The following is a 16,619-nucleotide window of genomic DNA, read 5'->3' as shown; positions in this document are numbered from 1 at the left end:
AATGTCAGCATTTATTACGTTTGAAGGGCCAGAAGGTTCGGGCAAAACTACAGTATTACAACAAGTCGCTTTAAAATTAGAGGCAACTTTTGATACGATTGTTACTAGGGAACCAGGTGGAGTAGCTACAGGTGAACAAATCCGCGAAATATTGTTAGAAGGCGAAGGCATGGACGAACGTACGGAAGCCTTATTATTTGCGGCTTCAAGACGAGAGCATTTGGTAGGCAAAATTATGCCAGCACTTGAACAAGGTAAAATTGTCCTATGCGATAGATATATTGATAGTTCTTTAGCATATCAGGGGTATGCAAGGGGTATAGGTGTAGAAGAAGTTAAAGCAATTAATGACTTTGCTATAAACGGTCTATATCCAGATTTAACAATTTATTTAGATGTGAGTGTGGAAGTGGGACGACAACGTATAGTGACGAACTTACGACAACAAAATCGTTTAGATCAAGAAGATATAGCCTTTCATGAGCAAGTTGTAGAAGGGTACCATAAAGTGATTGAAAGTGACACGTCTAGGTTTAATGTTATTGACGCCGATCAAAGCATCGAACAAGTTGTAGATGCAACATATAAATCTATTCTCAAATATTTAGGGAAATTATGATATAATAATGTGAAGAGGTGTATGAATATGAAAATGATTATTGCGATTGTTCAAGATCAAGACAGCCAAGAACTTTCAGACCAACTCATTAAAAATAATTTTAGAGCGACAAAACTTGCTACAACGGGCGGGTTTTTAAGAGCAGGTAACACAACATTCCTTTCAGGTGTTGAAGATGATCGTGTAGACGATATATTAAAAGTTATCGATGATACATGTGGTAATAGAGAGCAACTCGTATCACCAATCACACCAATGGGTGGTAGTGCTGATTCTTATATTCCTTATCCAGTTGAAGTTGAAGTTGGGGGAGCAACAGTGTTTGTAATGCCTGTTGAAGCTTTCCATCAATTCTAAATTATGGTTGCTATATATGCATGCTTTAATTCATAAAGGTAAGAATTTTATTACTTCATGAATTAACTTGCTATATATGCAGCCTTTTTATATAAAGGAGTATTTTTGTGATGGATGAACAAAAAATGCTGACGAATGCTTATCACTCAAATAAATTATCACATGCTTATTTATTTGAAGGTGATGATGCACAGACAATGCAACAAGTAGCGCTTGAATTTACGAAACTTATATTATGTAATGATAACGAACAGTGTCAGTTGAAAATCGATACATTCAATCATCCTGATTTTATGCATGTCGCTTCCGAAGAAACTACTATAAAAAAAGAACAAATAGAACAACTTGTGAGACATATGAATCAATTGCCAATCGAAAGCGATCACAAAGTATATATTATTGAGTCTTTTGAAAAGTTAACAGTTCAAGGTGAAAATAGTATTTTGAAATTTTTAGAAGAACCACCTGAAAACACGGTAGCAATATTGCTTTCTACTAAGCCAGAGCAAATTTTAACTACGATACATTCTAGATGTCAGCATATTTATTTCAAGCCAATAGATAAAGAGCGATTCATTGAAAGGCTTGAATCACATAACATAACACGGCCTGTAGCTGAACTATTATGTACATATACAACGCAATTAGATACAGCTTTGAGTTTACACGAAGAAGCGGATTTGGCAGCTTTACGTAAAAGTATTTTACGATGGTGCAATTTATTATTGTCGAACAAACATATGGCATTGATTGGCATTGTTGATTTATTAAAACAAGCCAAGAATAGACGTTTACAGTTATTAACATTAGCAGCAGTTAATGCTTTTTTTGAAGATATCATGCATGCAAAAGTTGACATACAAGATAAAATGATTTTTCAAGATATTAAATTAGATATTGCTAATGATGCTAGTAAAATTAACTATAATCAAATTATTCTAATGTATGATAGAATAACTGAGGCCAATAAAAAATTAAATCAAAACGTTAATCCGACGTTAGTGTTTGAACAAATAGTTATAAAAGGGGTGAATTAGACATGCAAAATGTTGTGGGCATTGACTTTCAAAAGTCAGGTAAATTAGAGTATTATTCCCCGATGAATTACGACTTAGAAGCCGGACAATGGGTCGTTGTTGAATCTAAAAGAGGAATAGAAATGGGACGCGTAAAATATGCGCCTTTAGATGTTGCAGATGAGGATGTGACGTTACCATTAAAGGAAATTTTACGTATAGCTTCTACTGAGGACAAGGAAAAATATGACCAAAATGAACTAGATGCTAATGATGCAATGCAATTGTGTAAAGCGACAATCCAACAATTGGAACTATCAATGAGATTAGTAAATTGTGAGTTTACGTTAGATAAATCAAAGGTAATTTTTAATTTTACTTCAGATGAACGGGTAGACTTTAGAAAGTTAGTAAAAATATTAGCGCAAAAATTGAAAACGCGCATTGAATTAAGACAAATTGGCGTTAGAGATGAAGCAAAATTACTAGGTGGCATTGGTCCATGTGGTCGTTCTTTATGTTGTTCTACATTTTTAGGAGATTTTGAACCGGTATCAATTAAAATGGCTAAAGACCAAAATTTATCACTGAATCCGACAAAAATTTCTGGTGCATGCGGACGTTTAATGTGTTGTTTGAAATATGAAAACGACTACTATGAAGAGGCTCGTGCCCAATTGCCAGACGTGGGTGATAACATAGAAACACCTGAAGGCAATGGTAAGGTTATAGGCCTAAACATTTTAGACGTATCTATGCAAGTTAAAGTCGAAGGTTTCGAACAACCACTTGAATATAAAGCAGAAGAATTAGAAGCATTTAATTAGGAGGCTTTAGCTACATTGGATAGAAGTGAAATATTTGAAAAACTTTCGCGTTTAGAACGCCAAATTGATGAAGTTAATAATAATATGACTGAAATGAAAAATTTAATGGTTGAATTAGTAGAAGAAAATGTCGCATTACATATTGAAAATGATAATATGAAATCTTTAATTAATAAAGATGAAGAATCTGCTAAAAAGACGAACGAAAAAACTTCAAATACTAAACAACCGCTAAGAAGTAAAGATAACCTTGCAATGTTATATAAAGAAGGTTTTCATATTTGTAAAGGCGAATTATTTGGTAAACATAGAAAAGGCGACGATTGTTTATTTTGTTTAGAAGTTTTAAGTGAATAGTTTCTAAAATTAAATTATTAGGTTATTGAAGGATGAGATGTTAGTGATAGGCTTGAATTATAGCAAGCATCGCCGTCTTGTCCTTTTTTGGAGGTTTAATATGGAGTTGTTAGGGCATGAACGGTTAGATTATCTAATGAAAGAAAACTTGCGTATCATTCAGAATGATGATGTGTTTTCGTTTTCGACCGATGCATTATTATTAGGTCATTTTACTGAAGTTAGAAAAAATGATTCAATTATGGATTTATGTTCAGGTAATGGGGTTGTACCATTATTGTTATCATATAAAACAAAGCAGCAGATAGATGGTATTGAGATTCAGCAACAACTTGTCAATATGGCTAACCGTAGTATTGCTTATAATCAATTATCATCTCAAATTCATATGTATGAAATGGATTTGAAAGATGCACGCATTAATTTTAAGCCGTCGCAATACAGTCTTGTTACATGTAATCCCCCTTATTTTAAAAGTAATCAGTTACACCAGCATCAAAAAGAAGCGCATAAAATCGCTAGGCATGAAATAATGTGTTCGCTACAAGACTGCTGTATAGCCGCGAGACATTTATTGAAACAAGGCGGTAGGTTAGTCATGGTGCACCGAGCTGAACGATTAATGGATGTATTATCAAATATGAGAAAATGTAGCATTGAACCTAAAAAGTTATATTTTGTCTATAGTAAAAGATCGAAAGATGCCCAAACAATTATAATAGAAGGACGTAAAGGTGGAAATCAAGGTTTAGCAATACAACCGCCATTTTACATTTATAATGAAGACGGGACGTACACACCAGAAATGAGCGAGGTATATTATGGATAATCATTATGTTTATATAGTGAAATGTAAAGATGGATCGCTCTATACAGGTTACGCTAAGGACGTTGAACAACGTGTCATGAAACATAATTTGGGACAAGGCGCTAAATATACTAAAAATAGAAGGCCAGTGACACTTGTATACCAGGAAGTTCACGATACAAAATCTAACGCTTTGAAACGAGAGTATGAAATAAAAACGTATTCAAGAAATAAAAAACTGCAATTAATTAAGGAGGCGCAATAAATGGGCACTTTATACCTAGTAGGAACACCCATAGGTAATTTAGCAGATATGACGTATAGGGCCGTTGATACACTTAAACGTGCAGATATCATTGCATGTGAAGATACAAGAGTTACGAGCAAACTATGTCATCATTATGAAATTCAAACGCCTTTAAAATCATACCACGACCATAACAAAGAACAGCAAACGAGTATGCTATTAGAACAATTAATAAATGGCTCAAATATTGCATTGGTCTCCGACGCAGGTTTACCTTTGATTAGTGATCCTGGTTATGAACTTGTAGTGGCTGCTAGAGAAGCGGACATACGTGTCGAAACGATACCTGGTCCGAATGCTGGGCTTACCGCTTTAATGGCTAGTGGGTTACCGTCTTTCACTTATATTTTTTTAGGATTTTTACCAAGAAAAGAAAAAGATAAGCTGCAAGTTTTGGAAAAGCGAATGTTCCAAGATAGTACGCTCATCATATACGAATCGCCACATCGTGTAAAAGATACTTTAAAGGCTATTGCTAAAATTGATCAAGAACGACAAGTTACATTAGGTCGTGAATTAACTAAAAAATTCGAGCAAATTGAAACGCAGCCAGTTACTCAATTGTTAACTGCTGTTAATGATGCACAAATACCTTTAAAAGGGGAGTTTGTTGTTTTAATCGAAGGTGCGGCCGAGTTGTTAGATACGAGTTGGTTCGAAAATATGACAATTAATGAGCATGTAACGCATTATGTAGAACAAAACATGAAACCTAAAGTGGCTATAAAACATGTAGCAGAAGATAGAAATATGAAAACGAGTGAAGTTTATAATATTTATCATAACATTGATTAAATCAACTTATTTTCATAGTAAAGACAGTTTCATTTTCAAGAAAATTGCGTAAGTTTTATTAATTTAAATGAAAATAAAAATGTACCAAATATATAGGGATTTATGGTATTGTAGATAAGATAGAGCATATAATTATATTTAATAAAATGAGATGTTTATTGAGTGTACATAGAAGTAACATGGTGTCGTCAAAGTATGAGTGATAAGTAATCTTATGCATAATTCAACACATCAAGGCTTCATTGAAAACAAATATTAATTTAGATATATTTATAGTGTAAGAAACGAGGAGGAACAATGATGGTGAAAGATACATTTTATATCACTACCCCAATATATTATCCGAGTGGAAACTTGCATATCGGCCACGCATACACAACAACTGCTGGTGATGTGATTGCACGCTATAAAAGAATGCAAGGTTACGATGTAAGATATTTAACTGGGACAGATGAGCATGGTCAAAAAATACAAGAAAAAGCACATAAAGCTGGTAAAACAGAATTAGCATATTTAGATGATATGATTTCTGATATTAAAGCTTTATGGAAAAAATTAGAGATCTCTAACGATGACTTTATTCGTACTACTGAGGAACGTCATAAAGAAGTCGTACAACAAATATTTGAACGTTTACTATCGCAAGGAGATATTTATCTTGGCGAATATGAGGGATGGTATTCAGTACCGGACGAAACATACTATACTGAGACACAACTAGTAGACCCTGTTTACGAAAATGGCAAAATTGTAGGCGGTAAAAGTCCTGATTCAGGTCATGATGTAGAACTAGTAAAAGAAGAAAGTTACTTCTTTAATTTGTCTAAATATACAGATCGCTTATTAGAATTCTACGATGAAAACCCTGACTTCATTCAACCACCTTCGCGTAAAAATGAAATGATAAACAACTTTATCAAACCAGGATTAGAAGATTTAGCTGTATCTCGTACATCATTTGATTGGGGTATTCGTGTTAAATCTAATCCTAAACATGTTGTTTATGTATGGATTGATGCATTGGTTAACTATATCTCTTCACTAGGCTATTTGTCAGATGACGATACATTATTCCAAAAATATTGGCCAGCTGATATTCATATTATGGCTAAAGAGATTGTACGTTTCCATTCAATAATATGGCCTATTTTATTAATGTCACTTGATATTCCTTTACCTAAAAAGGTCTTTGCGCATGGTTGGATTTTAATGAAAGATGGTAAAATGAGCAAATCAAAAGGCAACGTAGTAGATCCTAACGTCTTAATCGACCGTTATGGCTTAGATGCTACACGTTATTACTTATTAAGAGAGTTACCTTTTGGTGCGGATGGCGTATTTACACCAGAAGGCTTTGTTGAACGTACAAATTATGACTTAGCCAATGATCTTGGTAACTTAGTGAATCGTACGATTTCAATGATTAATAAGTACTTTGATGGTGAATTGCCAGCTTATCAAGGCGCCCAGAACGACTTAGACAAAGATATGGAACAAATGGCATTAGACACAGTTAAAACATATCACGAAAATATGGAGAACCTACAATTTTCTGTTGCTTTAGCTACAGTGTGGAAATTTATTAGTCGAACTAATAAATATATCGACGAAACTACGCCATGGGTTTTAGCTAAAGATGACAGTCAAAAAGATATGCTAGGTAATGTGATGGCACATTTAGTAGAAAACATTCGTATCATTGCCGTTATCTTAAGACCGTTCTTAACTCATGCTCCATACCAAATATTTGAACAATTAAATATCAACAACACTGAGTTACACGAACTTTCTAGTGTTGAATCTTATGGCGCTTTAACTGAACCAATTACAGTCGTTGAAAAGCCTACACCTATTTTCCCACGTCTTGATAGTGAGGCTGAGATTGCGTACATTAAAGATTCTATGCAACCACCAAAAGAAGATGGTGCTGAGGAAGAAGTGCCTACTAAAGATACTATTGATATTAAAGATTTTGATAAAGTAGAAATTAAGGCGGCAACGGTCACAGATGCCGAACAAGTCACTAAATCAGATAAACTATTAAAAATCCAAGTAGATTTAGATTCAGAACAACGTCAAATCGTTTCTGGTATTGCTAAATTTTATAATCCGGAAGACATTATCGGTAAAAAAGTAGCTGTAGTTACTAATTTAAAACCGGCAAAATTAATGGGACAAAAATCTGAAGGCATGATTTTATCCGCTGAAAAAGATGGGGTCCTTACGTTAGTAAGTTTACCAAGTGCTATTCCGAACGGTGCAGTAATTAAATAATAAAGTAAGGGGACGATTAAGAATGTTAATCGATACACATGTACATTTGAATTCAGAACAGTATGACGAAGATTTAGAAAAAGTCATCGAGCGTGCTAGAGAAAATGGTGTCGATCGTATGTTTGTCGTAGGTTTCGATACACCTACAGTTGAACGTACTATGGAATTAATCGATCAGTATGACTTTATTTACGGCATTATTGGATGGCATCCTGTGGATGCTATTGATTGTACGGAAGAACGTTTGGAATGGATTGAAGCATTAGCGAAGCATCCAAAAGTTATTGGTATAGGTGAGACAGGATTAGACTATCATTGGGACAAGTCTCCTAAAGATGTGCAACAAGCACTATTTAGAAAGCAAATTGCGTTAGCTAAACGTGTAAATTTACCTATAATTATCCATAATCGTGAGGCAACCCAAGATTGTGTGGATATTTTAAAGGAAGAGCATGCTGAAGAAATTAGCGGCATTATGCATAGTTTTAGTGCTTCGCCTGAAATTGCTGATGAAATTATTAATAAATTAAATTTCTACGTTTCTTTAGGTGGCCCCGTTACATTTAAAAATGCCAGACAACCTAAAGAAGTTGCTCAACATGTGCCGTTTGATAGATTGTTAGTAGAAACGGATGCACCATTTTTATCACCACATCCATACAGAGGCAAACGAAACGAACCGGCACGAGTGACACTCGTTGCAGAACAAATTGCGGAACTACGTGGTGTGAGCTACGAAGAAGTGTGCGAACAAACTACTAAAAATGCTGAAACTTTATTTAAATTATAAGGTTAATAGAGAAAGATATTGGTCTAATATTTGGAATTGAAAGTATAACAATATCCATAAATGTTAAGCCAATACCTTTCTCGTTTTTTATATAGAGATGAATATATTGAGAAGGTGAAACAATAAATGAAGATAAATGAATTTATTGTAGTTGAAGGTCGTGACGATACAGAACGAGTTAAGTCGGCTGTAGAATGCGATACCATTGAAACTAATGGCAGCGCGATTAATCAAACAACACTCGCTGTAATTAAACAAGCTTATGATACGAGAGGTGTGATCGTGTTAACCGATCCTGATTTCCCAGGTGATAAAATTCGTAATACGATACGTGACTATATCCCAGGCGTTAAACATGCATATATTGATCGTGATAAAGCGCGTAGTAAACGTGGGAAAATAGGCGTTGAACATGCCGATATAGAAGTTATCAAAGATGCATTGATTAATGTTAGTACGCCATTTGAAGAGGGAAATGAGTCAATAAGTAAAGATGTACTTATTGATTTAGGTTTAATTGTTGGTAAAGATGCGCGTAGGAAACGTGCTATGCTTAGCCAAAAGTTAAATATAGGGCATTCAAACGGCAAACAATTAGTTAAAAAATTAAATGCTTTTGGTTATACAGAGCAAGATGTACGTGAAGCGTTATTAGATAAGAATGGAAGTGAAAAGTAGTGGAAGCCAAAGATATTGCTACACCGTCTAGAACGAAGGCTTTATTAGCACAATATGGTTTTGATTTTAAAAAAAGTTTAGGTCAAAATTTTCTAATAGATGTTAATATCATTAATAATATTATCGATGCGAGTCAGATTGATGACGAAACAGGCATTATTGAGATAGGCCCAGGTATGGGGTCATTAACTGAACAACTCGCTAAAAATGCTAACAAAGTAGTCGCTTTCGAAATAGATCAACGATTAATACCAGTGTTAGATGATACGCTATCTCCTTATGATAACGTTACTGTTATTAACGAAGATATTTTAAAAGCCGATGTTGCACATTATATAGCTCAATATTTATCTAACTGTAGACGTATCATGGTAGTAGCTAACCTGCCATATTATATTACTACACCGATACTTTTGAATCTGATGCAACAATCACTACCAATAGATGGTTATGTTGTTATGATGCAAAAAGAAGTAGGAGAAAGACTTAATGCTCAAGTTGGTACAAAAGCTTATGGATCATTATCTATAGTTGCGCAATACTATACAGAGACGAGCACAGTGCTCACAGTACCTAAGGCTGTATTTATGCCGCCACCTAATGTAGATTCTATCGTCGTCAAATTGATGAAGCGAGCTCAACCATTAGTAAATATAGATAATGAAGAGAAGTTTTTCCGCTTAACAAAGGGCGCTTTTAGCCAACGTAGGAAAACAATAAATAATAATTATCAGTCGCTATTTTCCGATGGAAAAAAGCTGAAGGCTAAGATAGGTGAATGGCTAAAAAGTTCGGATATAGATCCTACTAGACGTGGTGAAACGCTTGCAATAGAGGAGTTTGCTACCCTTTACAATAATTTGGAAAAATTTCCCGAATTACAATTTTAAACTATTGACATTCTTGCTTTACCTTGCTAAAATTAATCGTTTATTTGACAAAATCAAGTGAATCGTGTTATTATACAAGTTGTAGCGAGGTGGAGCAATATGCCAAAATCTATTGGAGACATCAAAAATTCACTTGATTGTCATTTAGGAAACCGTATTGTACTCAAAGCAAATGGCGGTCGTAAAAAAACAATTGAACGTTGTGGTGTGTTAAAAGAAACATATCCGTCTGTTTTTATTGTTGAACTTGATCAAGACAAACATAACTTTGAGCGTGTGTCTTATACATACACTGATGTTTTAACTGATAACGTACAAGTTTCTTTCGAAGAAGATAGCCATCATGAAGCAATTGCACACTAAAGATAAGCATTTCAATAATTACATATATTTAATCAGAGATGCGAGAGCATCTCTTTTTTTATGTGTGATATTGTTAAAACGCTAGCGAAAACTTCGATGTTTTAAGTATAAATCTAAAAAATAGTGAGAAATATTATATTTTAAAATGTATTAAGTAAATTTTCCTGAGAAACTTAAATTATCTTGCTAGTATTTCCATACATTATGTTAAAATCGATGTATTACCATATCGAATCGAAAGAGGGTGGGGATATGATATACGAAACGGCGCATGCTAAGATAAATCTTACATTAGACACACTCTTTAAACGAGATGATGGTTATCATGAAGTAGAGATGGTTATGACGACGATTGATTTAAATGATCGTCTGTCTTTTGAAATCAGACATGATAATAAAATTATAGTCGAAGTAGAACAAAATTATGTACCCTCTGATCATAAAAACTTAGCTTTCAAAGCTGCCGAAGCGATAAAAAAGCAGTATAATATTAAACAAGGCGTAACGATAAGGTTAGAAAAAGATATTCCGGTTTCAGCTGGACTGGGGGGCGGATCCGCGGACGCTGCAGCTACTTTGAGGGGAATGAATCGACTTTTTAATTTAAATCTCTCACTTGAAGAACTGTGTCGAATTGGTATAAAAATTGGTACAGACGTTCCTTTTTGTATATATAGTAAAACGGCTATTTGTAAAGGTAAGGGTGAAATTATTAAACTTTTAAATAAACCGCCTTCTGCATGGGTCATAACCGCAAAACCTGATGTAGGCATATCATCTCCAGATGTTTTCAAGTCGCTTACATTAGAAGATGACTTTCAAGTACATACTAAAGCATGTTTAGATGCTCTGCAATCTGCTGATTATGACGCTTTATGCCATAGTTTGTCGAATAGATTAGAAATAGTGTCGCACAATATGTATCCGGAAATTATGAAATTAAAAGAAAATATGTTAAATAGCGGTGCAGATGGTTCCTTAATGAGTGGAAGTGGTCCAACAGTGTATGCGCTAGCAAGAAATGAACGCCAAGCGAAGCATATATTTAATGCAGTAAACGGATGCTGCAATGAAGTTCAATTAGTAAGATTATTAGGCTAGAAAGGATGAGACACGATATGAGATATAAGAGAAGTGAACGTATTGTTTTTATGACACAATATTTAATGAATCATCCCAATAAATTAATACCATTAACATATTTTGTCCAAAAATTTAAACAAGCTAAGTCATCAATTAGCGAAGATGTTCAAATCATAAAAACGACATTCCAAAAAGAAAAATTAGGAACTGTCACTACTACAGCCGGTGCAAGTGGTGGGGTAACTTATAAACCTCAAATGGGCAAACAAGAAGCTGAAGAAGTCGTGGATGAATTGATCGATTTATTACAAGAGAAAGATCGATTGTTACCTGGTGGATATTTATTTTTATCAGATTTAATGGGCAACCCGATTTTATTAAAAAAGGTCGGCAAATTAATAGCGACATTATATATGGATGAACAATTAGATGCAGTAGTAACCATAGCGACTAAAGGTATTTCTTTGGCTAATGCAGTAGCAAGTGTATTAAATTTACCAGTAGTGGTTATTAGAAAAGATAACAAGGTTACTGAAGGCTCTACGGTTTCTATCAACTATGTTTCTGGTTCCTCTCGTAAGATCGAAACAATGGTTCTATCAAAACGCACATTACCTGAAAATTCAAACGTGCTAGTTGTAGACGATTTTATGCGTGCTGGAGGTTCAATTAATGGTGTAATGAATTTGATGAATGAGTTTAAAGCACATGTTAAAGGGGTATCAGTACTTGTAGAATCAAAAGAAGTTAAACAACGATTGATAGAAGATTATACTTCCTTAGTTAGATTATCTGATGTTGATGAATACAATCAGAAATTTAGCGTAGAAACTGGCAATAGTTTAAATAAATTTTCTTAAAGGAGCGATTACGACAGCATGAAAGTAATTAATACAAACAATGCGCCCGAAGCTTTAGGGCCATATTCACACGCAACAGAAATTAACGGTTTGTTATTCACATCTGGACAAATTCCATTGAACACTGATGGTCAAATTGTTAGTGATGATGTGCAAGAACAAACGCGACAAGTTTTAGAAAATTTAAAAGTTGTCCTAGGTGCTGCTGGTTCAGATATTGAATCAGTCGTTAAAGCTACAATCTTTATTAAAGATATGAATGAATTTCAAAAAATAAATGAAATCTATGGTGAGTATTTTAGTGAACATCAGCCAGCTAGAAGTTGTGTTGAAGTAGCACGCTTACCTAAAGATGTTAAAGTTGAAATTGAATTAATTGCTAAAATTAAGTAAGTATTTATAATTCTCATTAATTTTGTTATGCTTCTATACAAAGAGACAAACTAGGGGGGCTCACTACATGAAAGTGACAGATGTAAGACTTAGAAAGATAGACACAGATGGAAGAATGAAAGCGCTCGTTTCTATTACCTTAGACGAATCATTCGTTGTACATGATTTAAGAGTAATTGAAGGCAACTCAGGTCTTTTCGTCGCAATGCCAAGTAAACGTACACCAGATGGTGAATTCCGTGACATCGCGCATCCTATTAACTCAGAAATGAGACAAGAAATTCAAGATGCAGTGATGAAAGTCTATGAAGAAACAGACGAAGTTATTCCTGACAGAAATGCACAGTCATCAAACGAAACAGAGAATAGTGACGAAGCATAAAGTGATTTAAAAGAAAATGAGAGTAAAGATATATAAATTGATTGAGCAGTCATACTGATGATTTATTTTCAGTATGACTGCTTTTTGTTTAACAAAAATTTAAAATGCGGTGTGTCTATCGGTGTTTAATAATTGAGTTTGTGTTTAGCAATTGACTAAATATTAAAATAATAAAACTATTTAAGTATTATTTATGGGATGAAATAGTGACAAAAAATAAACATAGCAATAATTTTTCATGAAAAAAAGATTACGCTTTAAAATGCAACCATTATATCAAAACACTTTATAAAGACTCATATCATAGTAATTCAGCGAAAAAATATAATTATAATCGGTTATAGAAGGTAGACAAAAATATTGCCATTATATGACATTAGTTGTTTGAGTCTTGAAACTATTACTTACGTTAAATTATAATAATATAGAAGTGTATATTTTAATGGAGGGTTAGCACTCATGCAAAGACATGCAATAGTACTGGCAGCAGGTAAGGGTACACGTATGAAATCACAGAAATACAAGGTATTACACGAAGTTGCAGGCAAATCAATGATTGAACATGTTATTGATAATGTAAAACATTCTGGCGTTGAAACAATAGTAACCATTGTAGGACATGGTGCACAAAGCGTTAAAGAGGTATTAGGTGAGCAATCACTTTATAGCTTCCAAGAAGAACAATTAGGCACTGCTCATGCTGTCCGAATGGCAGATGAACATTTAGGTACTCATGAAGGTACGACTTTAGTCGTTTGTGGTGATACACCTTTAGTGACTGCAGACACATTAAAATCTTTAATTGAACACCATGAACAAAGCCAAGCACAGGCTACAGTGTTATCAGCAACAGCACCAAATCCTTTCGGATATGGTCGTATAGTAAGAAATGACAACGATACATTAACGAAAATTGTTGAACAAAAAGATGCGACGAGCGAAGAACAACAGATTAACGAAATTAGTTCTGGTATTTTTGCATTTAATAACGCGACGCTTTTTAATAAATTAGCTGATGTAAGTAATGATAATGCACAAGGCGAGTATTACTTACCAGAAGTGTTATCATTAATACTTAATGATAATGGTAAAGTTGAAATTTACCATACAGATAATTTTGATGAAATCATGGGTGTAAATGATCGTGTGATGTTAAGCTCTGCTGAACAGGCAATGAGAGCCCGTATTAATGAACAACATATGCGTGACGGTGTAACAATTATTGATCCACTCACTACATATATTGGCAAAGATGTTCAAATTGGACCAGATACAACGATAGAGCCAGGCGTTAAACTAGTTGGTAAAACCGTAATCGGTTCAAACGTCGTAGTGGGCCAATACTCAGAAATCGCTGATAGCAGCATTGGTAATGGTGTAAATATTAAACAATCAGTGATTAATGAATCAACGGTTGCTGATGAAGTGAATATAGGCCCGTTTGCACAATTAAGACCAGGATCGGATATTAGAAATAAAGTTAAAGTAGGTAACTTTGTAGAAGTGAAGAAATCAGTCGTAAAAGAAGGCGCGAAGCTTCCACATTTAAGTTATATAGGCGATGCTGAAATCGGAGCGCGTGCTAACGTTGGTTGTGGTTCGATTACAGTTAATTACGATGGTAAGAATAAATTTAAGACAACAATAGGTAATGATGCGTTTATAGGATGTAATACTAATCTAGTGGCCCCTGTTTCAATAGGTGACTTTGCTTTTATTGCTGCAGGTTCGACAATAACAGATAATGTACCTAACAACAGTTTAGCATTAGCGAGAGAAAGACAAACGACTAAAGAAGGTTATTTTAATAATAAATAAAAAGTTAACTTTTAGACAAATATGCTTTTACTGTTAAAATCAAGATACAAGATTTTTATCTTTTTATTAGCCTGAAATTGAAGTTTATTATTGTCTATTTATTTAAACTTATGGAAGTAATTAATTGGAGGACTATAAATGTTAAACAATGAATATAAAAATTCTGCTTTAAAAATATTTTCTTTAAAGGGTAATGAGCCTTTAGCGCAACAAGTAGCAGATAGCGTGGGTATTGAACTAGGAAAATGTTCTGTTAAACGTTTTAGCGATGGGGAAATTCAAATCAATATCGAAGAGAGCATACGTGGTTGTGATGTATTTATTATCCAACCAACTTCTAATCCAGTTAACTTACACTTAATGGAATTATTAATTATGATTGATGCGTGTAAGCGTGCTTCTGCAGCTACTATTAATATTGTGGTTCCTTATTATGGATACGCTCGACAAGATAGAAAAGCTAGAAGTCGTGAACCTATTACTGCAAAGTTAGTTGCTAATTTAATTGAAACTGCCGGTGCAGATCGTATGATAGCTTTAGATTTACACGCACCTCAGATTCAAGGCTTTTTCGACATACCTATCGATCATTTAATGGGTGTACCAATCTTAGCTGATTACTTCCAAAATGAAGCGGATATTAACCCAGATGAATGCGTAGTCGTGTCTCCAGACCATGGTGGTGTGACTAGAGCGCGTAAATTAGCAGATATATTAAAAACTCCAATTGCAATCATTGACAAACGTCGTCCAAAACCTAATGTTGCAGAAGTTATGAACATTGTTGGAGAGATTGACGGACGTACAGCAATCATTATCGATGACATTATTGATACTGCAGGAACTATTACACTAGCTGCCCAAGCATTAAAAGATAAAGGTGCCAAAGAAGTTTATGCATGTTGTACGCATCCAGTGCTATCTGGACCTGCGAGAGAACGTATAGAAAATTCTGCAATTAAAGAGTTAGTCGTTACAAATTCTATTCAATTAGAAGAAAGTCGTAAACCAAAAAATACTAAAGAGTTATCTGTAGCAGGATTACTAGCACAAGCTATTATTCGTGTCTATGAGCGCGAATCAGTTAGTGTTCTATTTGACTAATTAATTAAAAAAAGGTATAATATGCCTATTCGTGTAAAAACGAATAAATAAGCACTTACAAGCAACAAAATTGTTGATGGGTAAGTGAGGGGCTCTATTATAGAGCAATTATGAAAGGTGGAAATGAACATGGCTTCATTAAAGTCAATCATTCGTCAAGGGAAACAAACACGTTCAGATTTAAAAACATTAAGAAATTCTGGTAAAGTACCTGCTATCGTTTACGGTTACGGTACTAAAAATACTTCAGTTAAAGTTGATGAAGTAGAATTTATTAAAGTTATCCGTGAAGTTGGACGTAACGGTGTTATCGAATTAACAGTAGGATCTAAAACTATTAAAGTAATGGTTTCTGACTACCAATTCGACCCACTTAAAAACCAAATCACTCACATTGACTTCTTAGCAATCAACATGAGTGAAGAACGTACTGTTGAAGTGCCTGTTCAATTAATCGGTGAAGCTGCAGGAGCTAACGAAGGTGGCGTTGTTGAACAACCATTATTCGATCTTGAAGTAACTGCAACACCAGACAATATCCCAGAAGCTATCGAAGTAGACATTACTGAGTTACAAGTTAACGACAGTATTTCAGTAGGCGATATCAAAACTACTGGTAACTTCACTATCGAAAACGATGAAAACGATTCTGTCGTAACTGTAGTTCCTCCAACTGAAGAACCTACAGAAGAAGAAATCGAAGCAATGGAAGGCGAAGCAGTTACTGAAGAACCTGAAGTTGTTGGTGAAGACAAAGAAGACAGCGAAAACGAAGATAACTCAGAAGACAAAGAATAATATTTGTTCTGACGATTGTTTCCAAATTTTAAATTTAAAAGCACCATGCTTATTTGCTTAAGCAGGTGCTTTTTTATGTTAATATAATGAATGATATAAA

At 34.3% G+C, this 16,619-nt stretch carries 20 protein-coding genes; all 20 read left to right on the top strand.

The genetic code is table 11. The features are described 5' to 3' along the window. Nucleotide 1 precedes the first annotated feature (1 nt). The 20 genes from tmk to ISP02_RS10720 all read left to right on the top strand — a co-directional run bounded on the left by tmk (nt 2) and on the right by ISP02_RS10720 (nt 16,519). Complete coding sequence (tmk, locus tag ISP02_RS10815) at nt 2–619, top strand: dTMP kinase (RefSeq protein WP_195721560.1); 618 nt, start codon at nt 2–4, stop codon at nt 617–619. Between the two features lie 27 nt (nt 620–646). After that, nucleotides 647–976, top strand: a complete 330-nt coding sequence (locus ISP02_RS10810) for a cyclic-di-AMP receptor (protein ID WP_195721559.1) — start codon at nt 647–649, stop codon at nt 974–976. Nucleotides 977–1,086: 110 nt separating this feature from the next. Next, entirely contained in the window at nt 1,087–2,013 is a 927-nt protein-coding gene (locus ISP02_RS10805; RefSeq protein ID WP_195721558.1) for a DNA polymerase III subunit delta', read from the top strand. A 2-nt stretch (nt 2,014–2,015) separates the two neighbouring features. Continuing rightward, nucleotides 2,016–2,819 (top strand): PSP1 domain-containing protein, encoded by an 804-nt coding sequence (locus ISP02_RS10800; RefSeq protein WP_195721557.1) that lies wholly within the window; start codon nt 2,016–2,018, stop codon nt 2,817–2,819. A 15-nt stretch (nt 2,820–2,834) separates the two neighbouring features. Then, complete coding sequence (gene yabA / locus ISP02_RS10795; RefSeq protein WP_195721556.1) at nt 2,835–3,176, top strand: DNA replication initiation control protein YabA; 342 nt, start codon at nt 2,835–2,837, stop codon at nt 3,174–3,176. Nucleotides 3,177–3,276: 100 nt separating this feature from the next. After that, on the top strand, nt 3,277–4,005 hold the full coding sequence (locus tag ISP02_RS10790; RefSeq protein WP_195721555.1) for a tRNA1(Val) (adenine(37)-N6)-methyltransferase: 729 nt from the start codon (nt 3,277–3,279) through the stop codon (nt 4,003–4,005). Next, nucleotides 3,998–4,249, top strand: coding sequence for a GIY-YIG nuclease family protein (locus tag ISP02_RS10785; protein ID WP_195721554.1), 252 nt, complete (start codon nt 3,998–4,000; stop codon nt 4,247–4,249). Before ISP02_RS10790 ends, ISP02_RS10785 begins: the two co-directional genes overlap by 8 nt. After that, on the top strand, nt 4,250–5,086 hold the full coding sequence (rsmI, locus tag ISP02_RS10780) for a 16S rRNA (cytidine(1402)-2'-O)-methyltransferase (protein WP_195721553.1): 837 nt from the start codon (nt 4,250–4,252) through the stop codon (nt 5,084–5,086). It abuts the gene before it with no gap. Nucleotides 5,087–5,386: 300 nt separating this feature from the next. After that, nucleotides 5,387–7,360 carry a methionine--tRNA ligase gene (gene metG, locus ISP02_RS10775; RefSeq protein WP_195721869.1) on the top strand — a complete coding sequence of 658 codons (1,974 nt, stop codon included), beginning with the start codon at nt 5,387–5,389 and terminating at the stop codon, nt 7,358–7,360. Between the two features lie 22 nt (nt 7,361–7,382). Beyond that, nucleotides 7,383–8,150, top strand: coding sequence for a TatD family hydrolase (locus tag ISP02_RS10770; RefSeq protein ID WP_195721552.1), 768 nt, complete (start codon nt 7,383–7,385; stop codon nt 8,148–8,150). 126 nt (nt 8,151–8,276) lie between these two features. Then, complete coding sequence (rnmV, locus tag ISP02_RS10765) at nt 8,277–8,828, top strand: ribonuclease M5 (protein ID WP_195721551.1); 552 nt, start codon at nt 8,277–8,279, stop codon at nt 8,826–8,828. Then, nucleotides 8,828–9,718 carry a 16S rRNA (adenine(1518)-N(6)/adenine(1519)-N(6))-dimethyltransferase RsmA gene (rsmA, locus tag ISP02_RS10760; RefSeq protein ID WP_195721550.1) on the top strand — a complete coding sequence of 297 codons (891 nt, stop codon included), beginning with the start codon at nt 8,828–8,830 and terminating at the stop codon, nt 9,716–9,718. Before rnmV ends, rsmA begins: the two co-directional genes overlap by 1 nt. Nucleotides 9,719–9,817: 99 nt before the next feature. After that, nucleotides 9,818–10,081: a biofilm formation stimulator Veg gene (gene veg, locus ISP02_RS10755; protein ID WP_195721549.1), complete on the top strand. Its 264-nt coding sequence runs from the start codon at nt 9,818–9,820 to the stop codon at nt 10,079–10,081. Between the two features lie 252 nt (nt 10,082–10,333). Continuing rightward, nucleotides 10,334–11,182, top strand: a complete 849-nt coding sequence (ispE, locus tag ISP02_RS10750) for a 4-(cytidine 5'-diphospho)-2-C-methyl-D-erythritol kinase (RefSeq protein WP_195721548.1) — start codon at nt 10,334–10,336, stop codon at nt 11,180–11,182. Nucleotides 11,183–11,199: 17 nt separating this feature from the next. After that, nucleotides 11,200–12,024, top strand: coding sequence for a pur operon repressor (gene purR / locus ISP02_RS10745; protein WP_195721547.1), 825 nt, complete (start codon nt 11,200–11,202; stop codon nt 12,022–12,024). Nucleotides 12,025–12,042: 18 nt separating this feature from the next. Beyond that, nucleotides 12,043–12,417 (top strand): RidA family protein, encoded by a 375-nt coding sequence (locus tag ISP02_RS10740; protein ID WP_195721546.1) that lies wholly within the window; start codon nt 12,043–12,045, stop codon nt 12,415–12,417. 67 nt (nt 12,418–12,484) lie between these two features. After that, nucleotides 12,485–12,799, top strand: coding sequence for a septation regulator SpoVG (gene spoVG / locus ISP02_RS10735; protein WP_195721545.1), 315 nt, complete (start codon nt 12,485–12,487; stop codon nt 12,797–12,799). 459 nt (nt 12,800–13,258) lie between these two features. Beyond that, nucleotides 13,259–14,617, top strand: coding sequence for a bifunctional UDP-N-acetylglucosamine diphosphorylase/glucosamine-1-phosphate N-acetyltransferase GlmU (glmU, locus tag ISP02_RS10730; RefSeq protein WP_195721544.1), 1,359 nt, complete (start codon nt 13,259–13,261; stop codon nt 14,615–14,617). A 138-nt stretch (nt 14,618–14,755) separates the two neighbouring features. Then, a complete protein-coding gene (locus tag ISP02_RS10725; RefSeq protein WP_195721543.1) occupies nt 14,756–15,721 on the top strand; it encodes a ribose-phosphate diphosphokinase in 966 nt (321 codons plus the stop codon). 129 nt (nt 15,722–15,850) lie between these two features. Then, nucleotides 15,851–16,519 carry a 50S ribosomal protein L25/general stress protein Ctc gene (locus ISP02_RS10720; protein WP_195721542.1) on the top strand — a complete coding sequence of 223 codons (669 nt, stop codon included), beginning with the start codon at nt 15,851–15,853 and terminating at the stop codon, nt 16,517–16,519. Nucleotides 16,520–16,619 lie beyond the last annotated feature (100 nt).

Origin of the sequence: Staphylococcus durrellii (genome assembly GCF_015594545.1) — a bacterium.
GTDB lineage: Bacteria > Bacillota > Bacilli > Staphylococcales > Staphylococcaceae > Staphylococcus > Staphylococcus durrellii.
The sequence above is the reverse complement of the archived record's forward strand: the minus strand, read 5'-3'. Positions and strand labels throughout refer to the sequence as shown.